Source organism: Halothiobacillus sp. (assembly GCF_027346185.1).
In the GTDB taxonomy this organism is placed as follows: domain Bacteria; phylum Pseudomonadota; class Gammaproteobacteria; order Halothiobacillales; family Halothiobacillaceae; genus Halothiobacillus.
The window spans coordinates 1-3,986 of sequence record NZ_DAIESY010000107.1; the positions used below are offsets into that span (position 1 = coordinate 1).

Consider the following 3,986-nt stretch of genomic DNA (forward strand, 5'->3'; position numbering starts at 1 on the left):
ATCGATGCGGGCGCGGAAATCGAACACTACGCGGGCGACATCACCCGTGTCTGGCCTGTGGATGGCAGGTTCACCAAACCTCAGCGTGCGGTATACGAGCTGGTTCTGAAAGCCCAGATGGCCGCCATTGATGAAATCCGCGCCGGAGCGCGCTTTGATGCGCCACATGAGGCCGCAGTACGTGTGATTCAGCAAGGGCTCATCGCACTGGGACTGATCCCGCAGACGGTAGACGGGGCCCCGAACAGCGAGGGTTACAAACGCTTCTTCATGCACCGCACCGGCCACTGGCTGGGACTGGATGTGCATGACGTCGGAAGGTATAAAATCGATGGTCAGTGGCGCGAATTCGAACCCGGCATGGTCGTCACGGTCGAACCGGGCATCTATATCGACGCGGCAGAGGATATTCCCAAGGCCTATCGCGGCATTGGCGTCCGCATCGAAGACGATGTATTGGTCACACCGAAGGGCGCCGATATATTGACGCACGAAGTACCCAAGACCGTTGAGGACATCGAGGCCTTCATGAACGACTGCAAAGCACGCCACCGCTTGGACGCATGACAGAGCGCCCCTTCTGGTCATATGTAGAAAAGACGCACACGAGATCGCCCCATGACACATCAAACCCGCTTCGATTCCAGTAAACAGGACATCATCATTGTTGGCGGCGGCATGGTCGGCGGCGTGCTTGCGCATGCCCTGAAGCTCGATGGCTGGCGCGTCACGTTGCTCGAAGGCGCACCAGAAGGTGCATCGAGTAGTTTCGATGCCCGACTGACGGCGCTTTCAGACGCGTCCTGGCGCTACTTCGATGCCCTGGGCCTGATTGACGAGGCAACCGCGCGCGCAGCTCAGGCCATTGAGGAAGTCCGTGTGGTCGATAGCGGCCACTTCGGCATGACGCGCATCACCAAAGCCAACAATCAGGGGGTTGCGCTGGGGCAGGTCATCGGCAACCGGGCCATTGGTGCGGCCATCGAGCGGGCCGAAAAAGGCGATCAAATCGATGGCATGGGCACTTTGCAACGTCTGCAACCGGCACGCTACACCCACCACAACTTGATCAACGATGGCGCAGGAGTCGAAGTCCAGTTCGAATACCACGGCGCAGCTCATACTCTTCAGGCACGTTTGTTGATCGCTGCCGATGGCGCTTATTCGAGTGTGCGTGCCGCTATCAAGAAGCCGGTTGAAAAATCCGAATACGGACAAACCGCCATTGTCTGCACGGCAAAGCCGGCACGCGCGCATCACGGCACGGCATTCGAGTGCTTTACCCGAGGCGGCCCCCTCGCCGTTCTACCCGCCCCGGCGGGACGGGTATCGCTCGTCTGGGTCAATCGTGACGAAGACGTCCATGAACTGATGGCGCTTGAATCGGAAGCCTACGCCAAGCGACTGGATGAATTGTTCCGTCACCGTCTCGGTGGATTTACCGAACTGACGCCCCGACAGGCCTATCCGCTGAATCTCATTACCCTTCAGGATCTGGTGGACGAGCGTCTTGTCATCCTCGGGAATGCCGCCCATGCACTGCACCCGGTCGCGGGGCAAGGCTTCAACCTCTGCCTGCGCGATGTCCGTGACCTGACAGCCGCTCTGCGCGCCGATCGGGGGGAACCTGTCGACCCCGGTGATCCGGTTCGTCTCAAACGGTATGCGCAAGAGCGCGTCGACGATTACCGTCGGACGATCGGCCTGACCGATCGGCTCGTGCGGGGCTTCAGTCTCGACCTGCCCGGTGCAGGGATCGTGCGTGGGGCGCTGCTCTCGTTGAGCGATGGCATCTTCCCATTCAAAAATCGGCTCGTGCGCCTGACGCGAGGCATCTGACCGTGACAGCCAAAATCAAAAAAACCGCTTCGGATCAACCCGTTGACCTTATCATCATCGGCGGTGGCATGGTGGGTGCCAGCATTGCATTGGCCTTGGGTCAGCAAGGCTGGCAAGTCGCCCTTGTCGAAGATCAACCGGTACCCGACCTTCCGGATAGCACTACGCCATTCGACGTGCGCGTCTCGGCACTCTCGCCCACCAGCATCGAATTTCTGCAGCAATTAGGTGTATGGCACCGCATTCGGCATACCCGCGTGGCACCGTATCGCAGGATGCGCGTCTGGGATCAGGCAGGCACGGGCGATGTCACGTTCGATGCGCGAGATATTGGTCTCCCCGAACTCGGCTACATTGTCGAAAACAGCCTGATTCAAGCTGCATTGTGGGAAGGCATTCGAAAGCTAGACACCATCACCCCATTTACCGACAGCCACCCAAGCCAATGGCGAGTGGATGGCCAACAAGTGTGTGTCTGTCTTAACGATGGACAGACACTATCCGCCTCGCTATTGATCGGTGCAGATGGCGCCAAATCTTGGGTACGCCAAGCCACCGGCATTGAAGAAACCCATCAGGATTACGATACCGCCGCGCAGGTGTTGAGCGTGATTACGGATTACCCGCAGCAGGACATTACCTGGCAGCGATTCACGGCACACGGCCCTCAGGCGTTCCTGCCCTTGGCGGGGGCCCGAGGTTCGATCGTCTGGTACGATCAGGTCGAAGCCGTCAAAACCCGCCACAGCTGGAGCGATGAAGAAATCCTCTCAGTACTGGCAGCCACGTTTCCAGCCGAACTTGGCGAAATCAAGGCGATCGAGCGCCGGAGTTACTTCCCGATCCGCAGAATGCACGCCCGGCGCTATACCGCCGAGCGAACCGTGCTGGCCGGTGATGCCGCCCACACCATTCACCCTTTGGCCGGACAAGGGGTCAACCTCGGCTTTTATGACGCCATGGCCCTGATCGATTGCCTCAAGGACAGCGACGACCTCGGCGCACCCAAAGCGTTGGCTCGCTATGAACGGATGCGGCGAGCGGACAACCTCATCACCCAGTCGGGCATGGATCTGTTCCATTATGGCTTCCGCGCGCACAACCCGCTTTTGGTCGGCGGCCGCAATCTGGCCCTCTCCGCTGTGTCTGCTTTCGATCCATTGCGAAAAATGGTCGGTCAATTCGCCAGCGGACAACGTTAATCAGGTAACTCACCATGCGCCTCTCTCTTGATGATTCCGGCCAACGATTTGTCATCCGTGGTTTTACTCAAACCAGCGTGCGGGTGAATCATGATGAATACTTTCGAAGCTTTCTGCTTACACCAGAACGCATCGTCTCCGACCTATCGTTCAAAACCGTGTCTGAACTGGCGCCTGCATCACTGAATGAACTGATGATCGATGACCCGGAAGTGCTCATCGTTGGTACCGGACCACGAACACAGCGCGCCGGTGCCGCTGTTCAGGCGGCTTTTCTGCGGGCGGGCGTTGGTATCGAATTCATGGATACCGGTGCGGCCTGCCGCACATTTACCGTTCTTGCTAGCGAATTGCGCCGCGTATCCCTGCTGGTACTGTTCCAGGAGAATGAACCGGAGAATGGCCCCGAAAACACATCCGACAACGCCCACGCCTAAAAGGAATTTTTTCATGTCTGAACATACATTTATCACCGGCAAGGACGCGGCACTGGAGGACACGATCTCCCGTGTTCAGGGACAACTGACCGCACTGGGTTTCGATATCGAAGAAACACGCTGGCTCAATCCGGTACCCCACTGTTGGTCCGTGCATATCCGCGATAAAAACTGCCCGATTCTGTTCACCAACGGCAAGGGTTCCAGCAAGAAGGCGGCGCTGGCATCAGCATTGGGAGAATTTGTCGAACGACTGGCTTCACAGTATTTTTTCGGCGATTTCCACTGGCATCGCGAACAGACGATGCAAGACGGACGCAAACAAGGGGTTCATGATCCACGCGAACGCTGGTTCACCATTGATCACCCCGGCGTTCGGCCAGAGGGCCTGCTGGATGACGCCCTTTGGCGGCATTATCTGGCCGATGAGTACCGCATCACCACGAAAGACTGGGTGGATTTCAACAGCGCGGTGACGGACGCCGTCTGTGCCCTGCCCTACACCCGA

General features: G+C 58.3%; 5 protein-coding genes. All 5 read left to right on the forward strand.

Annotated elements, in window-relative coordinates; all coding sequences use genetic code 11:
• Positions 1–567: M24 family metallopeptidase (locus M7R55_RS07705; protein ID WP_298219836.1), on the forward strand; the 567-nt coding region annotated here is incomplete at its 5' end.
• Positions 568–618: 51 nt separating this feature from the next.
• Positions 619–1,839 (forward strand): FAD-dependent monooxygenase, encoded by a 1,221-nt coding sequence (locus M7R55_RS07710; protein WP_298219837.1) that lies wholly within the window; start codon positions 619–621, stop codon positions 1,837–1,839.
• A 2-nt stretch (positions 1,840–1,841) separates the two neighbouring features.
• The gene (locus tag M7R55_RS07715; RefSeq protein ID WP_298219838.1) at positions 1,842–3,041 is read left to right on the forward strand and encodes a UbiH/UbiF/VisC/COQ6 family ubiquinone biosynthesis hydroxylase; all 1,200 of its coding nucleotides are present in this window, start codon (positions 1,842–1,844) and stop codon (positions 3,039–3,041) included.
• A 14-nt stretch (positions 3,042–3,055) separates the two neighbouring features.
• The gene (locus tag M7R55_RS07720) at positions 3,056–3,478 is read left to right on the forward strand and encodes an MTH938/NDUFAF3 family protein (RefSeq protein ID WP_298219839.1); all 423 of its coding nucleotides are present in this window, start codon (positions 3,056–3,058) and stop codon (positions 3,476–3,478) included.
• 13 nt (positions 3,479–3,491) lie between these two features.
• Positions 3,492–3,986 (forward strand): YcaO-like family protein (locus tag M7R55_RS07725; RefSeq protein ID WP_298219840.1); only part of this gene is annotated, 495 nt, incomplete at its 3' end.